Raw genomic sequence first — 17,647 nt, 5'->3', positions numbered from 1 at the left:
CCGGAGCACAACAAGGAAAGGGGGACGAGGTGCCGTTTCACACCATTGATGCCGTCCTGGGCGGCATTGCGCTGACGCTCAGCCTGCTCGTCGCGTTCGCCGGAGCGTCGCTGGCGTTTCATGCGGCGGACTTCGTGCCGTCCTTCGCCCCCCTGATCGCGATCGCGGTATTCGCGCTGCTGGTGATCCTTGCGACCGGGCTGATCGGTCGTGCCGTGCATGCCCGCCATCCCCTCGTTCCCGGCCGGCTCAGCCTTGCGGTGCCGGGCCGGGAAGCGAATGTGTGGAAGCTGCTCGGATTCCTCAACCTGTTCAACCTGAGCGTGCTGATTCACACCTATGCCTGCCCGGTGACGCTGCGCGGTGTGTTGTACAGGTTTTTCGGCACTCGGGTGGGACACAACATCATGATCGGCGGCAAGATCATCGAGCCTTGGATGGTGTCGCTGGGCGATTTCGTGATCCTCGGGGAGGACAGCCTGGTGACTGGCCATCTCATCCGCGGCAGCGAGCTCATCCTCGGCCGCGTGCGCATCGGCAACAACGTCACGGTCGGGCTCAAGGCGGTGGTGATGCCGGACGTGGAAATCGGCGACGGCGCGGTCGTCTGGGCAGGAGCGGTCGTGCCGATGGGGAGCCGGATCGGCCCCGGCGAGGAATGGGCGGGGATTCCGGCGCGTTGCGTGCGCCGTGCCGGCGTGCGCGTCTGAGGGGCTGCGCCCGGATGCAGGCGCCCGGTTGCTCAGGGGGCGACGCGTGCGCGCCCCGCGGGGGCATCGGGCGCGGAGTCACCGCGCGAACCGGTCAGCTGGAGGACTCGGTAGCGTTCCAGCACCCTGGGGACATACATCATCGTTTCCGCATAGGGAGGAACGCTGCCTCCGTATCGTTCGACAGCGCCTTCGCCCGCATTGTAGGCGGCCAGCGCCAGCGGCAGCGAAGCGAAGCGGTCGAGCAGTTCGCGCAGGTATTGCGCCCCACCCGAGAGGTTCTGGCGCGCGTCCAACGGATCGCTGACGCCGAACCGGGTGGCGGTGGCCGGCATCAGCTGCATCAGGCCGAGTGCACCCTTCGGCGAGCGGGCGCGTTCATCGAAGCGGCTTTCGACGAAGGCGACGGCTTCGATGAGGGCGGGGTCGAGGCGGTGCTGGCGGGCGGCGTCATGGATCAGCGGGGTGAGCTGATCCGGACTGCGGCGCACGCTGGCAGCCTTCGCGCGTGCCCCGACGCTGCCCGGCGCAGGGCGCGGAGGGCTGACTTCGAGGATCAGGCGGTGCCTGGGATCGCTCGGTGCGTCACTGAAGTTGAATACCCCCTGCTCGTCGGCATAGCCGTAAAGGCGATCGGCCCGGCACGACGAACTGCCGCAGAGCGCCAGAACGACGCACGTCGCGAGCGCCGTGTGCGAAACCTGCCGCGGCGGCGGCGAGGTCATGCCGGTCGCCCTGCCTCGCAATGGCATGCGGCTGCGTCGGCGCGCGATGAGCTGAGTCATGAGGAATGTTCCTCCCACATGGCAAAGTATGTAGGAATTCAATTCCGCTTTCTATGCTAATGTTGGTGAAGGGCTGGCATTTATGCCACTGGCGCCGCTTGGCGCGTCGCCCAGAGTTCGCGCTCCCCGCGGGGATGCCGGCTTCCATGACGATGCTGTGCAATTGACGATTCTTTGGTGATGCATGCGTTATCGTGTCAGAGCCCTGGGGGCGAATTCGTCTGTCGTTGAAACGGAACTCGAGGCGGGGTGCGAGGCGGACGTGCGTGCGCTGGCGGAGGCCCGCGGGCTCTCCGTCCTGTCGCTGAAGGCACTGGAGCGGGGGCGCGGCGGCGGCCGCTTTCCCTTGCTCCTCTTCAACCAGCAACTGCTGGCGCTGCTACGTGCCGGCATTCCGCTTTCCGAGGCGATCTCCGCGCTGATGGAGAAGGAGCGCTGGCCGGCGCTCCGGTCGGTGCTGCAGGGACTGCGCGACGCTTTGCGCGAAGGGCGCAGTCTGTCGAGTGCGCTCGAGTCGGCGCCGCAGACGTTTCCGGCGCTGTATGTCGCGCTCATTCGGGCGGCTGAGCGGACCAGCGACCTCGAGCGAGCCATTGCGCGCTACATCGCTTACCAGGAGGATGGCGACCGTCTGCGCGACAAGCTGGTCAGCGCCGCGATCTACCCCTTGCTGCTGGTCGGGGTGGGCAGTCTGGTCGTGCTGTTCCTGCTCGGATATGTGGTGCCACGCTTTTCGCATATCTACCAGAATGTCGGCAGCAACCTGCCGTGGATGTCCCGCCTGCTGCTGGAGTGGGGGCAGTTCGTCGAGGGGCACGCCCTGCCGCTCGTGGCGATCTTCGTGGTGATGCTGACCGGCGGGGCGCTGGTCGTGCGCAGTCGTGCGCTGTGGGCAACAGTCGGGCGTTACATGTGGAAGATGCCTTTCGTCGGGGAGCGCATGCGGGTGTTCCAGCTCGCGCGCTTTTACCGGACGGTGGGCATGCTGCTCTCCGGTGGCATCCCGGTCGTGACGGCGCTGGGGATGGTTTCGGGGCTGCTTTCGCCGTCGCTGCAGGCCGGCCTTGCCGCGGCGATTGCCGCGATTCGCGAGGGGCGCAGTTTTTCCTCTATGCTGGCAGCGCGCGGCCTGACCACGCCCGTTGCATTGCGCATGCTGGAAGTTGGCGAGCATGCGGGGAATCTCGGTGAAATGCTCAGCCGTGCGGCTGAATTTCACGAAGAGGATACGGCGCGGCAGGTAGAGTGGTTTACGCGCCTGTTCGGTCCGCTGCTGATGCTTTTGATCGGATGCGCGATCGGGTTGATCGTTGTGCTCATGTACATTCCGATATTCTTGCTTGCAGAGAGCATTCGATGAGCGAATCGTTGACGATGGCGCCAGCCTCTGCCCCCTTTACCGCCGCCGAGATGGCGACGGCCGCCGCTGGCGGCGAGCGTTTTATCGACGGACTCGCGAAGGTGGAATCGGATCCGGCCGTTCGTGTCGACCGGCTGGCCCGCACGCTCGGGCTTGCGTCGATGGGGCACGGACGGCTGATGGCGCTGGAGCCCGACTTCGATGCCATTCCGTTCGAGATGGCCCTGGGCCGCGAGTGCGTGGCGTTGCGCGACGAAGGCGGCGGACTGCTGGTGGCGGTCGCCGATCCTTTCGATACCGACCTGCTCGACGGACTTGGCGGGCGTCTCGGCGAATCCTATGCGCTGGTGCTCGTGGATCACGACGATCTCGCGGCCTGTCTGGCGCGTCATGAGGACGAGGTCCGCCGCGCGGCCGGGCTGATCGAGTCGCGCGACGAGGGTGCGGAGGGCGATGGAGTCGAGGATCTTTCGCTCAAGCGCATCAGCGCCGACGCGAGCCCTGTCGTCAAACTGGTCAATTCCACGCTGTATGACGGCTTGAAGCAGCTCGCGAGCGACATCCATCTCGAGTCGGTGCCCGGCGGCCTGGTCATCAAGTACCGCCTCGACGGCGTGCTGGTGCGCGTCGGCACCGCGCAGGGCAACGAACTCGCGGAGCAGGTCATTTCCCGTATCAAGGTGATGGCGGAACTCGACATCGCCGAGCGCCGGGTGCCGCAGGACGGGCGCTTCAAGGTCCGCTCGGGCGGGCGTGAGATCGACTTCCGCGTCTCGATCATGCCCAGCATCCACGGCGAGGACGCCGTCTTGCGCATCCTCGACAAGGAGCACCTCAGCCGCGAAATGAGCGGGCTGACGCTCGAGACGCTGGGTTTCGACGACGACGCCAAGAGCGCCCTGCGCCACCTCGCGAGCGAGCCCTATGGCATGCTGCTTGTCACCGGGCCGACCGGTTCGGGCAAGACGACGACGCTGTACGCGACGCTTGCCGAGACCAATCAGGGGCTGGACAAGATCGTCACGATCGAGGATCCGGTCGAGTACCAGCTCAACGGCGTGCTGCAGATCCCGGTGAACGAGAAAAAGGGGCTGACCTTCGCGCGTGGCTTGAGATCCATCCTGCGCCACGACCCGGACAAGATTATGGTCGGCGAGATCCGCGACGGTGAGACGGCGGAAATCGCGGTACAGGCGGCACTGACCGGTCACCTCGTGTTCACCACCGTGCATGCGAACAACGTGTTCGACGTCATGGGGCGCTTCATGCACATGGGGATCGATCCGTTCAACCTCGTTGCCGCGCTCAATGGCATCGTCGCCCAGCGCCTGCTGCGCATCAATTGTCCGCACTGTACCGAGGACGTGCCGCCCGACCCGCAGCTGATCGCGCGCTCGCACATCGCCGACGCGAGCCGTTTCCGCTTTCGTGCGGGTCATGGCTGCGGCCAGTGCCGCGGGACGGGTTACCGCGGCCGGCGTGCAGTCGCCGAAGTGCTGCTGCTCGACGACGAGATCCGCGAGCTGATCGTCGGCCGTGCTCCGATCCGGACGGTCAAGGAGGCTGCCCGGCGCAACGGATTCCGCGGCCTGCGCGATGCGGCGCTTGCGGTGGCGGCTGCCGGGGAAACCACGCTGCAGGAGGTGAATCGTGTCACGCTTCTCGGCTGAGGCCCGCCGTCTGCTGATCGAGCAGGATGCGATCCGCGTCGGGTATGGCGCGACAAAAAAACGTCTGGGCTACGAGTGGGCGCCCGATGCCGCCCTGGCTGCGCTGGCTGCGGCACCGAATGGCGGAGTGCAGCGCGGGTCGCGCTGGGAAGTGCTATTCGCCGATGCGGTGGTGCGCTATCTGATCGTGCAGTGGCCACCCGGTCTACGCGGCCGCGCGGAGCGGGAGGCCTACCTCGCGCTGCGTTTCCGGGAGGTGCACGGCGTCGGGGCGCCCGAGTGGCGCATCGTTGTGGAGCGCGGTGCCACGGATTTCCCCGTCATCGCGTGCGCCGTGCCTGCCGCGCACGTCGAGGCGGTGGCAGCGTGGGGACGGCAGTACCGGCTGCGCTTCGGCAGCGTCACGGGAGAGTTCCTCTCCGCCTATAACCGCGTGCGGCCCGAACTGGAAAGCCCGTTCGGCGCGCTGGCAGTGCAGCGCGAGGGGCGCGTCACGCTGGGATTCTGGCGCGATGCGCAGTGGCAGACCTTGCGCAGCCAGCCGCTGGGGCCGGCCGGGGACACGTCGTTGGGGCTGTACCTGGAATCGCAGGCGCTGCGCTCGGGGGTTCCGGGTCAAGCGGGGGTTCTGTATTGCATCGGGGAGGGACCGCGGGTGCCTGCCGGATGGCGCAAGCTTGCGCTGCACGTCGAAGGGTGGGAAGGATGAGACGGGTTCCGTTGCCGGTCGATCTCGATTTTCTGCAGACGCGCCGGCGCGTGAGTGCCGCGGGGTGGGGATTGCTCGCGGCCGGTCTGCTTGCCTGTGCACTCCAGCTTGCGGAGTTCCGTCGTGCAAGTGCCGAAATCGATGCGCGCGAGGCAAGCGTGACGCGTGAGCGCGAAGCCGCGCGGCGCGCACAGCCGCTGGCAGCGGCGCAGAGGAACCCGGTTGGAGCCGAGGAGGCCAAGGCCGTCCTCGGCGTCGCGGCACGCCTGAACGCGGACTGGGGGGCCATGCTCGGCGGTGTGGCGGGGGCTCAGGGCGAGGGGGTCACGTGGCTGAGTCTGCAGGCCGATCAGGCGCGGGGCAGGCTTGCGGTCGCGGGACAGGCCCGCTCGCTGGCGGAAATGTTCGAATTCCTGGCCCGATTCGGGGCCGTGCAGGGGATAAGGGAAGCGCAGTTGGCGAACTACGAATGGGTGCGTGTCGGCGCCAAGGATGCGGTGCGATTCACTGTGAATGCGAAATGGAGCGGACGTCCGTGATGCCCGGCGCTGGTGTGTGCGTTCGCTGCTGGAGCCCCCGTCTCGCCGCTGCGATAGCGCCCGCGACCGGCGGCGGCGAGGCTGCCGGGGTTGCCGCGCAGCAGCGGAGCCTGCCGCCTGGCGGCGGGTCGTCCTTCCGGCTAGTCAAGGAGTACATCGGACGCCTCGCGATGAATGCCGGTCTTCCCGGTGCGCTTGGCGTCGTCCTGCTGGCTGCTGCGGTGCTGGGCGGATATGCGGGTGGCGCGGGCAACGATCGCCGTGCCGCCGCGCTTGCCGAGGAGCGGGGCCGGATAGCGCGCGACGCGAACGCGCCGGCCCCGGAGGCCGATGAGCGCACCCGCGTGGCGGCTTTTTTCGGACATTTTCCTGCGGTCGGCGCGCTGCCCGACAGCCTGCGTCGTCTGAACGAACACGGCGCGACCCACGGCATCCGCGTGCAGCGTACCGACTACGCCAGCACCGCCGTCGCAGGCACGCCGCTGACGCTCGTCAGCCTCACGATTCCCGTGCAGGCCGACGCGGAGGCACTCTACGTCTGGCTCGGCGCGCTGCTGCGGGAAATGCCCGAAATTGCGCTGGAGTCGGTGAGCCTCAAGCGCGATACGAGCGATGCTGCGACGGTGGAGGCGGATATCCGCCTGCAACTTTATCTGCGGGGGCGCTCATGACCAGGCGCCACGTTCTCCTGGCTGCCGCTCTGCTGGCAACGCTGGCCGCGAGTTGGTGGGCTGTCAACGAGGATTCGGGCGAGGTTGCGGTGGTGCAGCTCGTGGAGCGCGCAGCCCGGTCGCAGCCCGCGCCGGGGCCGGGGGCATCGGCCGATGTGTCGACGTCTGTGGGCGGGACCTTGGCCAGACTCGATGCGGAGCGGGCGCCGTGGCCGGAACTTTCCGATCCGCTGGCGCGTATCGTCAGCTTCGCTCCGCCTCCGCCGCCGCCCGCATCGTCGGTTCCCGTCGAGCCCCAGGCGCCTCCGCTGCCGTTCCGCTACGTCGGCGCGATCGACGATGCGCAGGGCAAGGCAGTGTTTCTGCTCGAGGGCACGCAGGTCCGCGTGGCGCGCCCGGGAGAGGAAATCGCAGGCCGTTACCGTGTCGAGCGCATTACCCCGTCCGCGGTCGAATTCACTTATCTGCCGCTCAAGAAAATGCAGATCCTCAATCGCCAGAATCCATGAAAACGAAGATTTCGACCTTATCGCGATCCCGGGATTGCCAAGTCCGTCGCTCAATGCCCGTGAGCGGCTCGTCGTGCCGCAGCACTTCGGCCTGGAGCGAGTTCCCGCTGGCAGGAGCGTTGCGCAGATTCCTGCTCCCTGCCCTTTCGGCGCTTCTTCTTGCCGCGTGTGCGACGAATGCCGCCCTCGAACAAAGTCGGCGCGACTTCGCTGCCGGCGATCGGGTCGGTGCCCTGTTGCGGCTGGACCAGGCCGTGAAGAAGGATCCGGAGAACCTCGAACTGCGCAGCTATTACATACGCCAGCGCGATCTGGTCGTGGTGGAGAGGCTTGGTGTGGCGGAAAAGGCGCATGCGGCGGGGAAACTGGACGAAGCGGCGACCCTGTATCGCGACGTGCAAACGATCGATCCGGAAAACGCCAGGGCCCGACTCGGACTCGAGGACGTTGAACGCGCGCGCCGGCGCGCAGAGCGCTTGGGGCAAGCAAGGGCCGCGCTGGCAACCGGCGACGTGTCGACTGCCGGGCGCATCGCGCGCGGTGTGTATGCCGAGGCGCCCGCGGACCGGGCAGCGCGCGAACTGGTGCTGGAGCTGGACGAACGTGCCGAGCGCACGAGCAAGCCGCGCGCCGAGTCCCTGCAGGGGGCGATGGCCAAGCCGGTGACGCTGGAGTTCCGCGACTCGCCGCTGCGCGTTGTGTTCGAGGCCTTGTCGCGTGCGAGCGGGCTAAATTTCGTGTTCGACAAGGACGTTCGCGCCGACAGCCGCGTGACGCTGTTCGTGCGCGAGAACTCGGTCGATGAGGTGCTGCGGCTGCTGTCGGCGACACAGGGCATAGAACGAAAGCTTCTGAATGCCAATACCGTCCTGATCTATCCGGTCACGACCGCCAAGCAGCGCGATCACGTCGAGCTGGTGACGCGCAGCTTCTACCTCGCCAATGCGGAAGCGAAGGCGGCGCAGACCCTGATCAAGCAGTTGGTGAAGAGCAAGGACGTGTTCATCGACGAGAAGCTCAACCTGCTCGTGATGAAGGACACGCCCGAAGCGGTGCGCATGGCCGAACGCCTCGTCGCGACGCTGGACGTGCCCGAGCCGGAGGTGATGCTGGAGCTGGAGGTGCTGGAGGTCAGCCGCAACAAGCTGCTGGACCTCGGGATCGATTTCCCGGATCAGATCGGTTACGGTCTGCTCACACCGACCCTCGAGGGTTCGAGCCAGATCATCAATAACGTGACCATCACCGGCCCGACCCAACTTGGCGGCAAGCTGCTCGACGGCAACATCGACCTGCGTCACAGCCGCAAGGATCTCGTGCCCTTCATCGCCAACCCCGGAGCGGTGCTGCGTCTGCGCAGCGAGGACGGCGATTCGCGCATGCTCGCGAACCCGCGCATCCGCGTGCGCAACCGCGACAAGGCGAAGGTCCATATCGGCGACAAGCTGCCGGTGTTCACCACGACCTCGACGGCCAACGTCGGCGTGTCGGCGTCGGTGTCCTACCTCGACGTCGGTTTGAAGCTGGAGGTGGAACCGTCGGTTTATCGCGACGACGAGGTCGGGATCAAGCTCAGTCTGGAGGTGAGCAGCATCGTCAAGGAGGTGCCTGGTCCCTCCAGTTCGCTGGCCTACCAGATCGGGTCGCGCAGCGCCTCGACGTCGCTGCGCCTGCGGAATGGCGAGACACAGGTACTCGCGGGACTGATCAACGACGAGGAACGCTCCTCTGCACAGCGCCTGCCGGGACTGGGCAACCTGCCGATGGTCGGAAGGTTGTTCTCGGCTCAGCGCGACAGCAACAACAAGACCGAGATTGCGCTCCTGATCACGCCGCGCATTGTGCGCAACGTGCTGCCGCCCGTTGCGCTGTTGGCCGAAATGCCCGCAGGAACGGAATCGAACATCGGTGCCGAGCCGCTGCGGATCGGTCCGACCGCACCACGCAGCCTCGGGTTGGTCGGCGACTCGCGGGCGGTCGCCGCTCCGCCTGCCGCGGTGCCGCGCCCTGCCCCCGAGGAACGCCCGGCCGCGCCCGAGGCGCCCGAGGTCAAGGAGGAACAGGAAGCGCCCGACGTCGTGCTGGTCGTTCCTGCAACGGCTCGCCGCGGTGAATCGGTGAATGCCGTGCTGCGTGTGACCGGAGCCGCGGGTGCGAGCAATGCAGAGGTCACGATCGCCTACGATGCCAACCGTCTGGAAGTTGATGGGGCGACGACGCCCGGCTCTGTCCAGTTGCCGGTGACCCTCAGCGACGGTAAGGCCGAACTGGCGCTGCGCTTGCGCAGCAAGCCCGACGCTTCCGGTGCCGCGACGCTCGTCGTAACGAGCATGAAGCTGCGGCGCGAGGCGGGTGAGGAAACCGTGCCGTTGTCGGCCGGAGGCGTGGTGCGCATCGTCGAGTGAGGACAAGGTGGCGCGCGGATTCACCCTGATCGAGCTGGTCGTGACGGTGGCCATCATCGGAATCCTCGCGGCCGGGGCGATGCCGCTTGCGGAACTCGCCGCGCAGCGCGAGCGGGAATCCGAGCTGCGCATCGCCCTGCGTCAGATTCGCGCGGGACTGGACGCATACAGGGAGGCTTACGTCGAGGAACGGATCGAGCAGCGTGTCGACGCGTCGGGTTATCCGCCCGATCTGGCTTCCCTCGTGAAGGGCGTTCCGGACGTCAGCAATCCCGCAGGCAAGCGCATCTACTTTCTGCGTCGTTTGCCGCGGGATCCTTTTTATCCCGATCCGACGGTGCCTCCCGCGGAGACGTGGGGGCTGCGCAGTTATGCGAGCCCGCCCGACGAGCCGGCCGAGGGCAAGGACGTGTATGACGTCTATTCAAAATCGACCCGTAGCGGACTCAATGGCGTGCCCTATCGTGAATGGTAGGGGCGGCGTAAAGGGTGGCTGCAGCATGAAGATCGGAAAGGCAGCGGCCGGATTCACGCTCATCGAGCTGCTGGTGGTGCTGGCCATCATCGCCACATTGATGTCGATTGCGGCGCCGCGCTATTTCGAACACCTGGACCGTAGCCGCGAGGCGTCCCTGCGGCAGACGCTGTCCGTCGTGCGCGATGCGATCGACCGCTACCATTCGGACATCGGCAAATGGCCACCCGATCTCGATACTCTTGTGACGAAGCAATACCTGCGCAAGCTTCCCGTCGATCCGCTCACGGAGCGCAGCGATTCGTGGTTGCTCGTGCCGCCTCGGGGTGAGGACGAGGCTGGCGTGTGGGACCTGCACAGCGGGGCCGACGGCACGGCAAAGGACGGGACGCGCTTTGCAGAGTGGTGAGAACATGCGGGGCCGCCAGCGCGGTTACACCTACCTGCTGGTGCTGTTCATCATCGCGGGGCTCGGCCTGCTGGTGGCCCAGACCGGACTGGTGTGGCACCAGGCGGCGCAGCGCGACCGCGAGGCGGAACTGCTGTTGATCGGAGTGGAGTTCTCGCGTGGGCTGTCGAGCTATGTGAAGGCCGGCGCGGATCACAGTTTGCCGGAGAGCCTGCAGCAGCTCGTCGAGGACCGGCGTGGTCCGGTGCTGGTCCGGCACCTGCGCCGGATCTACCGCGATCCATTCACGGGGCAGCCCGTCTGGGGGCTCGAAAAGGCGGGCGGACGAATCGCAGGAGTCTACAGCCTGGCTCAGGGTGTGCCGATCAGGCAGCACGGCCTGCCGAAGGAGTTGGGCGGGCCTGCCGGCGAGGCCAAGAGCTATGCCGAGTGGGTTTTCAGGCCGATCGAGGCGGGCGGCGGCACGGCGGCGGGGACAGCGTCCGGTGTGGCCCCCGTGACAGGCGCAAGCGCGGGGGGCGGTGCAGCCGCACCGGCGTCAGCGGATTAGCGCAACACCATGTTGTCGCGATGGATCAGCTCCGGCTCGTCGATGTAACCGAGCAATGACTCGATCTCGCTGCTCGGTCTGCGCGCCACGCGGCGGCATTCGGTGCTGCTGTAATTGACCAGCCCGCGGCCGATTTCCTCTCCCGACAATGTGCGGCAGGCGACCGCCGAGCCGCGCTCGAAGTCGCCGCGCACCTCGATCACGCCGACCGGCAGCAGGCTGCGGCCACCGCGCAGTGCCGACACGGCGCCGTCGTCGATGACGAGGTCGCCGGCGAGTTGCAGGTGGTCGGCGAGCCACTGCTTGCGCGCCTGTAGCGGCGAGCTGGTGGCGTACAGCAGGGTTCCCAGCGCCTCGCCCTGGCCGAGACGTACCAGGGCGTCGGTTTCGTGACCGTTCGCGATGCAGGTGTGCGCGCCGCTGCGGGCCGCGCGCTGGGCCGCGCGGATCTTCGTGATCATGCCGCCCTTGCTGATGCCGGAGCCCGCGCCGCCCGCCATCGCTTCATAGGCGCGATCCTCGGCGCGTCCTTCAGACACCAGCGTCGCCGCCGGATCCCGACGCGGATCGGCCGTGTAGAGGCCCTTCTGGTCAGTGAGGATGATCAGTGCGTCGGCTTCGATCAGGTTCGCGACCAGTGCGCCCAAGGTGTCGTTGTCGCCGAACTTGATCTCGTCGGTGACGATGGTGTCGTTTTCGTTGATGATCGGCACGACCCCGAGCTCGAGCAGCGTCGTCAGGGTCGAGCGCGCATTGAGGTAGCGCTTGCGGTCGGCCAGGTCGTCGTGAGTGAGCAGGATTTGCGCGGTGCGGATGCCGTGGCGCGAGAAGGCGTCCTCGTAGGCTTCCACGAGGCCCATCTGCCCGACCGCGGCGGCGGCCTGCAGCTTGTGCATCTCATGCGGGCGCTTCGCCCAGCCCAGGCGTTGAATGCCGGCCGCAATGGAGCCCGAGGACACCAGCAGGACCTGCTTGCCGGCGTCGCGCAAGATGGCGAACTGGCGGGCCCAGTCCGCCATCGTGGCCTTGTCGAGGCCGGCGCCGTTATTGGTGACGAGGGCGCTGCCGACCTTGACCACCAGGCGGCGCGCGTTGCGGATCTTGTTTCTCATGATCTGTGACGGCAAGCGTGGGCTAACGGGGAGGAGTATCCGGCGCGAGGCCGGATTCGGGATCAGCGGCCGGATTTCTCCGGGTGGTCCTCGTCGTTGAGGTCATCTTCGCCGAGGTCGTCTTCGTCCTCGTCGTCTTCTTCGTCATCGGCGAGGATCGCCTGCAGGCGGGTCTGATAGGCCGATTCGGCGCGGGCTTCGGCTTCTGCGGCGAGTCGTGCCTCCTCGGCGGTGCGGGCTGCGCGTTCGGCTTCGGCCTGGGCGCGGTCGGCGTCGAGGAAATCCTGGATCGCGAAGATCAGCGGACGGCAGCCGTCGCCGGTGAGGGCCGAAATCTCGAAGTGCCGATCAACCGGGCCATAGGCCTCGAGGAAGGCGGCGACGCGTTCGGCGCGCTCGTCCTCGGGGATCAGGTCCAGCTTGTTGAGGGCAAGCCAGCGCGGCTTGTTGTACAGCGACTCGTCGTACTTGCGCAGCTCCTCGGCGATCGCTTTCGCGTCATGCACCGGGTCCGCTTCGGGATCGAAGGGTGCGAGGTCGACGAGGTGCAGCAGCACGCGGGTGCGCTGCAGGTGGCGCAGGAACTGGTGGCCGAGTCCGTGGCCTTCGGCTGCACCCTCGATCAGGCCGGGGATGTCGGCAATGACGAAGCTGCGGTTCTCGTCGGTGCGCACGACGCCGAGGTTGGGCGCGAGCGTCGTGAAGGGGTAGTCGGCGACTTTCGGCTTCGCCGCGGAGACGGAGCGGATGAAGGTCGACTTGCCGGCGTTGGGCATGCCCAGCAGGCCGACGTCGGCAAGCACCTTGAGTTCCAGGCGCAGCATGCGGCGCTCGCCTTCCTCGCCGAGGGTGCGCTTGCGCGGGGCGCGGTTCACGCTCGACTTGAAGTGCAGGTTGCCGAGGCCGCCCTTGCCGCCGCGGGCGATCAACGCGCGCTTGCCATCGACGTCGAGGTCGGCGATGAGTTCGCCGGTCTCGTAATCGGTGATCACGGTGCCGACCGGCATGCGCAGGGTGATGTCCTCGCCGCCCTTGCCGTAGCAGTCCTTGTTGCCGCCGTTCTCGCCGCGTTGCGCGCGATGCATGCGCGTGTAGCGGAAGTCGACCAGCGTGTTGAGGTTGCGGTCGGCCACCGCAAAGATGCTGCCGCCGCGGCCGCCATCGCCGCCGTCGGGGCCGCCGCGCGGGATGAATTTTTCGCGGCGGAAGGAGGCCGAACCGCTGCCGCCGTCGCCGGCCATGACCTCGATACGCGCTTCGTCAATGAACTTCATGGTGCTGTGCTCAGCAGTGCCTATGGCAAAAACAAAAAAGCCCTACCGCAAGGATAGGGCTTTTCGAACCTTGACGCCGGAACTCAGGCGGCTTCGGGCACGATCACGACCGTGCGGCGGCGCTGGGCGCCTTTCACGGTGAACTGCACGGTGCCGTCTTTCAGCGCGAACAGGGTGTGGTCCTTGCCGATGCCGACGTTTTCGCCCGGGTGGTATTCGGTGCCGCGCTGGCGAACGATGATGTTGCCGGCGAGCACGAACTGGCCGCCGTAGCGCTTCACGCCCAGTCGTTTCGATTCCGAGTCGCGGCCGTTACGGGAACTACCGCCAGCTTTTTTGTGTGCCATGACGAATTACCTCCTTGGCTAATCAGGCCGAGATCGCTTCGATGCGAAGCTCGGTGTAGTTCTGGCGATGGCCCTGGTGCTTCTGGTAGTGCTTGCGGCGGCGCATCTTGAAAATCTTGATCTTCTCGTGACGGCCGTGCGAAATCACGGTGGCCTTCACTGCGGCGCCGGAAACCACCGGGGTGCCGATCTTGACCGACTCGCCCTCGCCGACCATGAGAACCTGGTCGATGGTGATTTCGGAGCCCACGTCTGCCGGTATCTGTTCTACCTTGATCTTTTCGCCGGCGACGACGCGATACTGCTTGCCGCCGGTTTTTATCACCGCGTACATGGTGTTGCTCCAGTTGATGGGTTTGCAAAGGAATCGCGCACTTTATACGACGAGGCTCCGAATAGTCAAGGAAATCAGCACTTAGGCGCCTGCTGGGGAGTATTGTCCGGCATGTCGGCGGATGCGGGTATTCCCCAATGCTGACATCGGGGTCAAGTGGAACTATGATTCGAATGTTGTCAGACAACTTAGGGGTGCCAGGCATATGGGGGCAGTTAAGGGATCGGAGCGTGGGCCGCGGCTGAGCGTCGTCGTTGCGGGCCAGCTCGAAGCCTGGATCAGCGAGCAGGGGCTGAAGGCGGGCGCGCAGCTGCCGACCGAGAAAGTCCTGTGCGAGCGCTTCGGTGTGAGCCGGGCGGTGATCCGCGAGGCGATCTCGCGCCTGAAGGCCGACGGCTGCGTGATGACGCGGCAGGGTTCGGGCGCCTACGTGGCGGCGCGACCCGGGCAGGTGACCTTCCGGCTGGTGCGGGGGGCGGCCAATGGCGAGGGGACGGAGGACAGCGCCATCTCCGATCGTGAGATATCGGACATCTTCGAGCTGCGCTACCTCGTCGAGGCCGGCGCGGCCGAGCTGGCGGCCCTGCGTCGCTCGCCGCAGGAGCTCGAGCGCATGCGCGCGGCGCTGGAGCGCATGGCTGTCGCGTTGCAGACGGGCACCGATGCTCATACGGACGACGACGCCTTCCACGTCGCGGTCGCGGCAGCGACGCATAACCCGCAGATCGAGCGCTTCCAGGCGTTCATGGGGCAGCAGTTTTCGGATTCGCGTGCGCCGACCTGGAACGAGGCGGGGCATCGCTCGGGCCATGCACGCGACTCGCAGGCCGAGCACGTGCGGATCTTCGAGGCGATTGCGGCGGGCGACGCCGCTGCGGCGCGGGCGGCCGCCACGGCGCACCTCGCCGGAGCGGTGCGGCGCCTCGGATTGGACGAGCGGCGCTGGGGCGCGCTGGATGCGATGAAGAGGGAGCACGCGCCGGACGCGCGTAATGAGGTACTGCACGGAGTGGAGGAGGGGCGATGAACATTGCAGCGGACCCGGTGGTCCTGGGCGAGCAGGAGGCGGACTTCTCTTCCGTCGACAAGGCTCGCGTGGTTGAGGCGTTGGCGAAGGTCCTGCCTGCGGGGGCACTGATGTACGACGCCGAGGATCTGCGCCCGTACGAATGCGACGGTCTGTCGGCGTATCGGCAGATGCCGATGGTGGTGGCGCTGCCGACGACGGAGGAACAGGTCGTCGCAGTGTTGAAGGTGTGCAGCGGGATGGGCGTGCCCGTCGTCGCGCGCGGTGCGGGCACCGGCTTGTCGGGCGGCGCGCTGCCGCACAAGTTCGGCGTCGTGCTGTCATTGGCGCGCTTCAACCGCATCCTGCATCTGGATCCGCATGCGCGCACCGCGGTCGTGCAGCCGGGCGTGCGCAATCTCGCGATCTCCGAGGCGGCTTCGCCGCATGGCCTGTATTACGCGCCGGACCCGTCGTCGCAGATCGCGTGCACGATCGGCGGCAACGTCGCGGAGAACTCGGGCGGCGTGCATTGCCTGAAGTACGGTCTGACGGTGCATAACGTCCTGCGGGTGCGCGGTGTCACCATCGACGGAGAGATCGTCGAGATCGGCAATCACGGTCTCGATGCGCCGGGATACGACCTGCTGGCGTTGGTGATCGGCTCCGAGGGCATGCTCGCAGTCGTTACCGAAGTGACCGTGAAGCTGACGCCCAAGCCTCAGCTTGCGCAGTGCGTGCTGGCGGCCTTCGATGATGTCATCAAGGCGGGCGAGGCGGTCGCCGAGATCATCGCCGCCGGCATCATCCCCGCCGGCCTCGAGATGATGGACCAGCCCGCGACCGCGGCGGTGGAGCAGTTCGTCCACGCGGGCTATCCGCTGGATGCGAAGGCGATCCTGCTGTGCGAGTCCGACGGCACGCCCGAGGAGGTCGCCGAGGAGATCGAGCGCGTGCGCGCGGTGCTGGAGGCGAGTGGCGCGACCGAGATCCGCGTGTCGCGCGACGAGGCCGAGCGCATGAAGTTCTGGGCCGGCCGCAAGGCGGCCTTCCCGGCGGCGGGGCGGATTTCGCCCGACTACTACTGCATGGACGGCACGATCCCGCGCAAGCGCCTGGGCGAGATGCTCGAGGCGATCCAGGAGATGGAAGGCAAGCACGGCCTGCGCTGCATCAACGTGTTCCATGCCGGCGACGGCAACCTGCATCCGCTGATCCTGTTCGATGCAAACCAGGAAGGCGAGCTCGAGCGTGCGGAGGCCTTCGGTGCCGACATCCTCGAGCTGTCGGTCGCGCTGGGCGGCACGATCACCGGCGAGCACGGCGTCGGCATCGAGAAGATCAACCAGATGTGCAGCCAGTTCACGCGACCGGAGCTGGCGATGTTCTTCCGCGTGAAGGGCGCATTCGATCCGGGCGGGCTGCTCAATCCGGGCAAGGCGATTCCGACGCTCAACCGCTGCGCCGAGTACGGCCGCATGCGCGTGAGCAACGGGCATGTCCCGTATCCGGATATCCCCCGTTTCTGATGGATCGGGGCTGGATCCAGTTTCTTCTGGTGGCGCTGCCGATCATGTCGCTGATCGGCTCGTGGCTTGCGTTGCGGGCGATCGCCGGGCGGCACGACCGGAAGCCGGGCGTGCCGAAGACGCGCGAGAACGCAGCGTGCAGCATCAAGGACAAGGCAGGGAACAAGGCGGAGAGCGAATGAGCGATTTGACTGAACAGTGGCGCGAGCGGGTGCGCGCTGCCGCGGCGGCGGGAACGGCGCTGCAGGTGCGCGGAGGCGGCACCAAGGATTTCTACGGACGCAACCCCGTCGGCGAGGTATTCGATACCCGCGGTCATGCGGGCGTCGTCAGTTACGAGCCGACCGAACTGGTCGCGACGGTGCGCGCGGGTACGCCGCTCGCGGAACTCGAGGCGCTGGTCGCCGGGCGCGGACAGATGCTCGCGTTCGAGCCGCCGCATTTCGGTGCCGGTGCGACCGTCGGCGGGTGCGTGGCCACCGGACTGTCCGGCCCGCGGCGTGCAACGGCCGGGGCGCTGCGCGACTTCGTCCTCGGCGTGCGCATTCTCGACGGACGTGGCGAGGTGCTCTCGTTCGGCGGTCAGGTGATGAAGAACGTCGCCGGCTACGACGTGTCGCGCGTTATCGCGGGCAGCCTCGGAACGCTGGGCGTCATTCTGGACGTGTCGCTGAAGGTGCTGCCGCGCCCGGTCGCGGAGACCACCCTGCGCTTCGCGATCGGCGAGAAGGAGGCGATCGATCGACTCAACGATTGGGGTGGGCAGCCGCTGCCGGTTTCGGCCTCGGCCTGGGCGGACGGAGCGCTGCACCTGCGCCTGTCGGGCGCCGAGGCGGCCGTGGTTGCGGCTGAGCGCAAGCTGGGCGGCGACGTGCTGGCGGACGATGCAGCCGCAGCCCTGTGGCAGGGCATCCGCGAACAGGAGGACGGATTCTGCGCGGAGGCAGCACCGGGCGAAGTCCTGTGGCGCCTGTCGCTGCCGAGTTCGGCCGCGCCGGTGAAGCTTCCCGGCAAGCAGCTGATCGAGTGGGGCGGTGCAGTGCGCTGGCTGCGCTCGGATGCGCCTGCGGCGACGATCCGCGAGCGTGTCGCCGCGCTGGGCGGCCATGCGACCGCCTTCCGCGGGTTCGACCGCGCGGGCGACGTCTTCCAGCCGCTCCCGGCCCCGGTGATGGCGATCCAGCGACGCCTCAAGCAGGCCTTCGATCCGGCCGGGATCTTGAACCCCGGCCGCCTCTACGACGGAATCTGAA

20 protein-coding genes are annotated in these 17,647 nt (G+C 67.1%); 15 read left to right on the top strand and 5 right to left on the bottom strand.

The window, feature by feature from the left end; all coding sequences use genetic code 11:
- The first annotated feature begins 29 nt into the window (after nucleotides 1–29).
- Complete coding sequence (locus F464_RS31645) at nucleotides 30–710, top strand: hypothetical protein (RefSeq protein ID WP_018990938.1); 681 nt, start codon at nucleotides 30–32, stop codon at nucleotides 708–710.
- Between the two features lie 32 nt (nucleotides 711–742).
- Here F464_RS31645 and F464_RS0116445 read toward each other — a convergent pair whose 3' ends face one another.
- A complete protein-coding gene (locus F464_RS0116445; protein ID WP_198292283.1) occupies nucleotides 743–1,495 on the bottom strand; it encodes a lytic transglycosylase domain-containing protein in 753 nt (250 codons plus the stop codon).
- Between the two features lie 184 nt (nucleotides 1,496–1,679).
- Here F464_RS0116445 and F464_RS0116440 point away from each other — a divergent pair, with 184 nt between their 5' ends.
- From F464_RS0116440 to F464_RS0116395, 10 genes are all read left to right on the top strand, one after another.
- Complete coding sequence (locus F464_RS0116440; protein ID WP_026296074.1) at nucleotides 1,680–2,855, top strand: type II secretion system F family protein; 1,176 nt, start codon at nucleotides 1,680–1,682, stop codon at nucleotides 2,853–2,855.
- Nucleotides 2,852–4,525 carry a GspE/PulE family protein gene (locus F464_RS0116435; protein ID WP_026296073.1) on the top strand — a complete coding sequence of 558 codons (1,674 nt, stop codon included), beginning with the start codon at nucleotides 2,852–2,854 and terminating at the stop codon, nucleotides 4,523–4,525. Before F464_RS0116440 ends, F464_RS0116435 begins: the two co-directional genes overlap by 4 nt.
- On the top strand, nucleotides 4,506–5,234 hold the full coding sequence (locus tag F464_RS0116430) for a hypothetical protein (RefSeq protein ID WP_018990934.1): 729 nt from the start codon (nucleotides 4,506–4,508) through the stop codon (nucleotides 5,232–5,234). The genes F464_RS0116435 and F464_RS0116430 overlap by 20 nt, the downstream gene beginning before the upstream one ends.
- Nucleotides 5,231–5,773, top strand: coding sequence for a hypothetical protein (locus tag F464_RS0116425; protein WP_157353817.1), 543 nt, complete (start codon nucleotides 5,231–5,233; stop codon nucleotides 5,771–5,773). The genes F464_RS0116430 and F464_RS0116425 overlap by 4 nt, the downstream gene beginning before the upstream one ends.
- Nucleotides 5,773–6,444 carry a hypothetical protein gene (locus F464_RS0116420; RefSeq protein ID WP_157353815.1) on the top strand — a complete coding sequence of 224 codons (672 nt, stop codon included), beginning with the start codon at nucleotides 5,773–5,775 and terminating at the stop codon, nucleotides 6,442–6,444. Before F464_RS0116425 ends, F464_RS0116420 begins: the two co-directional genes overlap by 1 nt.
- On the top strand, nucleotides 6,441–6,953 hold the full coding sequence (locus F464_RS0116415) for a hypothetical protein (RefSeq protein WP_018990931.1): 513 nt from the start codon (nucleotides 6,441–6,443) through the stop codon (nucleotides 6,951–6,953). The genes F464_RS0116420 and F464_RS0116415 overlap by 4 nt, the downstream gene beginning before the upstream one ends.
- Before the next feature lie 254 nt (nucleotides 6,954–7,207).
- A complete protein-coding gene (locus F464_RS0116410; RefSeq protein ID WP_232428962.1) occupies nucleotides 7,208–9,358 on the top strand; it encodes a secretin N-terminal domain-containing protein in 2,151 nt (716 codons plus the stop codon).
- Between the two features lie 7 nt (nucleotides 9,359–9,365).
- The gene (locus F464_RS0116405) at nucleotides 9,366–9,833 is read left to right on the top strand and encodes a type II secretion system protein (protein ID WP_018990929.1); all 468 of its coding nucleotides are present in this window, start codon (nucleotides 9,366–9,368) and stop codon (nucleotides 9,831–9,833) included.
- Between the two features lie 25 nt (nucleotides 9,834–9,858).
- On the top strand, nucleotides 9,859–10,242 hold the full coding sequence (locus F464_RS0116400) for a type II secretion system protein (RefSeq protein WP_018990928.1): 384 nt from the start codon (nucleotides 9,859–9,861) through the stop codon (nucleotides 10,240–10,242).
- Nucleotides 10,243–10,246: 4 nt separating this feature from the next.
- Nucleotides 10,247–10,792, top strand: a complete 546-nt coding sequence (locus F464_RS0116395; RefSeq protein WP_018990927.1) for a type II secretion system protein — start codon at nucleotides 10,247–10,249, stop codon at nucleotides 10,790–10,792.
- Here the strand turns inward: F464_RS0116395 and proB are convergent.
- The 4 genes from proB to rplU all read right to left on the bottom strand — a co-directional run bounded on the left by proB (nucleotide 10,789) and on the right by rplU (nucleotide 13,859).
- Complete coding sequence (gene proB, locus F464_RS0116390) at nucleotides 10,789–11,904, bottom strand: glutamate 5-kinase (RefSeq protein WP_026296072.1); 1,116 nt, start codon at nucleotides 11,902–11,904, stop codon at nucleotides 10,789–10,791. The two genes, F464_RS0116395 and proB, sit on opposite strands and share 4 nt — an antisense overlap.
- Before the next feature lie 62 nt (nucleotides 11,905–11,966).
- Entirely contained in the window at nucleotides 11,967–13,178 is a 1,212-nt protein-coding gene (gene cgtA, locus F464_RS0116385) for an Obg family GTPase CgtA (protein ID WP_018990925.1), read from the bottom strand.
- Nucleotides 13,179–13,261: 83 nt separating this feature from the next.
- A complete protein-coding gene (rpmA, locus tag F464_RS0116380; protein ID WP_026296071.1) occupies nucleotides 13,262–13,525 on the bottom strand; it encodes a 50S ribosomal protein L27 in 264 nt (87 codons plus the stop codon).
- Between the two features lie 22 nt (nucleotides 13,526–13,547).
- Nucleotides 13,548–13,859, bottom strand: a complete 312-nt coding sequence (gene rplU, locus F464_RS0116375) for a 50S ribosomal protein L21 (RefSeq protein WP_018990923.1) — start codon at nucleotides 13,857–13,859, stop codon at nucleotides 13,548–13,550.
- Nucleotides 13,860–14,064: 205 nt separating this feature from the next.
- Here rplU and F464_RS0116370 point away from each other — a divergent pair, with 205 nt between their 5' ends.
- The 4 genes from F464_RS0116370 to glcE are packed head-to-tail and all read left to right on the top strand — an operon-like array spanning nucleotide 14,065 to nucleotide 17,646.
- On the top strand, nucleotides 14,065–14,886 hold the full coding sequence (locus tag F464_RS0116370; RefSeq protein WP_018990922.1) for a FadR/GntR family transcriptional regulator: 822 nt from the start codon (nucleotides 14,065–14,067) through the stop codon (nucleotides 14,884–14,886).
- Nucleotides 14,883–16,394, top strand: coding sequence for an FAD-linked oxidase C-terminal domain-containing protein (locus F464_RS0116365; protein ID WP_018990921.1), 1,512 nt, complete (start codon nucleotides 14,883–14,885; stop codon nucleotides 16,392–16,394). The genes F464_RS0116370 and F464_RS0116365 overlap by 4 nt, the downstream gene beginning before the upstream one ends.
- Nucleotides 16,394–16,576 carry a hypothetical protein gene (locus F464_RS31350; RefSeq protein WP_018990920.1) on the top strand — a complete coding sequence of 61 codons (183 nt, stop codon included), beginning with the start codon at nucleotides 16,394–16,396 and terminating at the stop codon, nucleotides 16,574–16,576. Before F464_RS0116365 ends, F464_RS31350 begins: the two co-directional genes overlap by 1 nt.
- Entirely contained in the window at nucleotides 16,573–17,646 is a 1,074-nt protein-coding gene (gene glcE / locus F464_RS0116355; RefSeq protein WP_018990919.1) for a glycolate oxidase subunit GlcE, read from the top strand. Before F464_RS31350 ends, glcE begins: the two co-directional genes overlap by 4 nt.
- Nucleotide 17,647: the final 1 nt, after the last annotated feature.

This window comes from Aromatoleum toluclasticum ATCC 700605 (assembly GCF_000378245.1).
Lineage (GTDB): Bacteria > Pseudomonadota > Gammaproteobacteria > Burkholderiales > Rhodocyclaceae > Aromatoleum > Aromatoleum toluclasticum.
The sequence above is the reverse complement of the archived record's forward strand: the minus strand, read 5'-3'. Positions and strand labels throughout refer to the sequence as shown.

What these genes read in the sequence shown, in the direction of transcription:
- F464_RS0116445 (WP_198292283.1), bottom strand. Translation starts at nt 1,495, where the DNA reads ATGACTCAGCTCATCGCGCGCCGACGCAGCCGCATGCCATTGCGAGGC.
- F464_RS0116440 (WP_026296074.1), top strand. Translation starts at nt 1,680, where the DNA reads ATGCGTTATCGTGTCAGAGCCCTGGGGGCGAATTCGTCTGTCGTTGAA.
- F464_RS0116435 (WP_026296073.1), top strand. Translation starts at nt 2,852, where the DNA reads ATGAGCGAATCGTTGACGATGGCGCCAGCCTCTGCCCCCTTTACCGCC.
- F464_RS0116425 (WP_157353817.1), top strand. Translation starts at nt 5,231, where the DNA reads ATGAGACGGGTTCCGTTGCCGGTCGATCTCGATTTTCTGCAGACGCGC.
- F464_RS0116420 (WP_157353815.1), top strand. Translation starts at nt 5,773, where the DNA reads ATGCCCGGCGCTGGTGTGTGCGTTCGCTGCTGGAGCCCCCGTCTCGCC.
- F464_RS0116415 (WP_018990931.1), top strand. Translation starts at nt 6,441, where the DNA reads ATGACCAGGCGCCACGTTCTCCTGGCTGCCGCTCTGCTGGCAACGCTG.
- F464_RS0116400 (WP_018990928.1), top strand. Translation starts at nt 9,859, where the DNA reads ATGAAGATCGGAAAGGCAGCGGCCGGATTCACGCTCATCGAGCTGCTG.
- F464_RS0116395 (WP_018990927.1), top strand. Translation starts at nt 10,247, where the DNA reads ATGCGGGGCCGCCAGCGCGGTTACACCTACCTGCTGGTGCTGTTCATC.
- proB (WP_026296072.1), bottom strand. Translation starts at nt 11,904, where the DNA reads ATGAGAAACAAGATCCGCAACGCGCGCCGCCTGGTGGTCAAGGTCGGC.
- cgtA (WP_018990925.1), bottom strand. Translation starts at nt 13,178, where the DNA reads ATGAAGTTCATTGACGAAGCGCGTATCGAGGTCATGGCCGGCGACGGC.
- rpmA (WP_026296071.1), bottom strand. Translation starts at nt 13,525, where the DNA reads ATGGCACACAAAAAAGCTGGCGGTAGTTCCCGTAACGGCCGCGACTCG.
- rplU (WP_018990923.1), bottom strand. Translation starts at nt 13,859, where the DNA reads ATGTACGCGGTGATAAAAACCGGCGGCAAGCAGTATCGCGTCGTCGCC.
- F464_RS0116370 (WP_018990922.1), top strand. Translation starts at nt 14,065, where the DNA reads ATGGGGGCAGTTAAGGGATCGGAGCGTGGGCCGCGGCTGAGCGTCGTC.
- F464_RS0116365 (WP_018990921.1), top strand. Translation starts at nt 14,883, where the DNA reads ATGAACATTGCAGCGGACCCGGTGGTCCTGGGCGAGCAGGAGGCGGAC.
- F464_RS31350 (WP_018990920.1), top strand. Translation starts at nt 16,394, where the DNA reads ATGGATCGGGGCTGGATCCAGTTTCTTCTGGTGGCGCTGCCGATCATG.
- glcE (WP_018990919.1), top strand. Translation starts at nt 16,573, where the DNA reads ATGAGCGATTTGACTGAACAGTGGCGCGAGCGGGTGCGCGCTGCCGCG.